Consider the following 1703-nt stretch of genomic DNA (forward strand, 5'->3'; position numbering starts at 1 on the left):
GGTGTCCTTGTCCTCTTCGACTCGATAGCGACAGCTCAGCAGTATCAACAATCTCCTACAGAAGAGCGTTCCTCCAATTCGTATTTCGCTGCTTGATCTCGGAGTTGGCTCTCGTCAATATCGAGATGACTGATCAGGAGGGCACAGTACGATCGGTGACGTGACCCATCATCGATCAAAAGCACGTGACAGCAAAGCGCCGCAGGCGACAAGCTGTCTGGATCTGTTGAATAAAGGTAATAGCGGCGGCTCGTCAGGAGAAACTGGAGGCCAAACCTCGCGAACTCTGCTAACCCAGTCTCGTGGAAATTCTGTGAATCGATCTCCAATTCAGTTTGTGCGAGGAATTCGTCGTACCCCTCCCAGAGAATCGTCCCATCCGGAACGACCGATCTGAGTCGCTGTCGATGGTCATAATGAACGAGTTCACGTGCGAACTCACGTAGTTGCTCGAAGTTCCCGGTGAAGTAGTACTGACTGTCTTCTCTGCCTACCAAGCCACGATTACGGAATCGTCTCAACACGCGATTGACGGTGTTGCGATAGTTGTCGCTTTTTTCAGCGATCTCAGAGACAGTTCGCGGTTGGTCGATGTAGTACAACACCTCGAGAGCTTTGCCGGTCAGCAGCTCGGAGAAGTCGATATGAGGGTACTGGCGGACGAGGTCCTGGTAGATCTCGACGGCGCGGGCATCCGATGGGACGACTCGTTTTCGTCGGCCGTCGGGTTCTGTATAGACGAGCCCTTTCTCGACGAGGTCGGCGACGGCACGAGAGAGGTAGCTCTCGCTATGGTCGAGCTTCGTCGCGAGCTCGGAGATCGTATCGCCGCGAGCGACCGTGGCGAGGACCTTGAGTTCGATGCGCCGAAGCACAGTATGACATAGTACAAAACTAATTTATAAACAAGTTTCGAGTAATGTTACATCTAGCAAGCACGAGAGCCGTTATTATCGTCTTAACCAACAAAACTATGGACTCGTGGGTCGTGTTGGTTAACACGAGAGTAGCCGATGTCCTACGAACCCCCGCACCCACCGGCGAACCTGCCGACGGAGATCGTCAACATGCTCAACGAGTCGGACCCGGAACAGCTCCGAGATGTTGCGACGTATACTGAAGCGCTCGCCAAGCACAAGGAACGAGAGGCGCATCTCAAGGAGTCGGCAGATCAAGAAGAGGTCGAAGAGCAACCAGACGAGCTCCCAGACGACGTCCCGGCCAAAGCGACGATCACGATCAAGGAGATCAACGATAATCGCTACTACTACTGGCAGTGGCGGGATGGAGACCAAGTCAAATCCAAGTATAAGTCACCAGTCAATCCTGACGAGTAGAGCAGATGGCTAGCCCGATCTTGCGGCGTACACATCCCGTGTGCGAAATGAAATTCTTTGAGGTATCTCGTTGGCACCCCCCGTGTGCGAAATGATTCTACCCTCAACCGGGGTAGACCCCGTGTGAGAGATGAATCAGTTGACGAGTTGTGCGGGGACACCCCGTGTGCGAAATGAAATTATGAGTACGATTGTCAGACACACTTAGAATATATAATATTTCTTCTGGCAGAATCACACCCCGTGTGCGAAATGAATCAAATAGCAGCGACTGTGTCGCTCCGAGTTACTTTCCCTGTATGTCTTTACCCCGATGATTCAACTGCCGGCACGGTGTGAGCCCGTGGAATCATCTCGTTATCTCGG

1 protein-coding gene and 1 pseudogene are annotated in these 1703 nt (G+C 52.7%); one reads left to right on the forward strand and one right to left on the reverse strand.

Annotated elements, in window-relative coordinates; translation table 11 throughout:
* Positions 1-68 precede the first annotated feature (68 nt).
* Positions 69-875: pseudogene (locus tag N5096_RS01140) on the reverse strand (MarR family transcriptional regulator); the annotation flags it as partial.
* Positions 876-1013: 138 nt separating this feature from the next.
* Between N5096_RS01140 and N5096_RS01145 the strand changes: the two are divergent.
* The gene (locus tag N5096_RS01145; RefSeq protein WP_137711921.1) at positions 1014-1337 is read left to right on the forward strand and encodes a DUF6788 family protein; all 324 of its coding nucleotides are present in this window, start codon (positions 1014-1016) and stop codon (positions 1335-1337) included.
* Positions 1338-1703 lie beyond the last annotated feature (366 nt).

This window comes from Halorubrum yunnanense (genome assembly GCF_026586675.1).
Lineage (GTDB): Archaea > Halobacteriota > Halobacteria > Halobacteriales > Haloferacaceae > Halorubrum > Halorubrum yunnanense.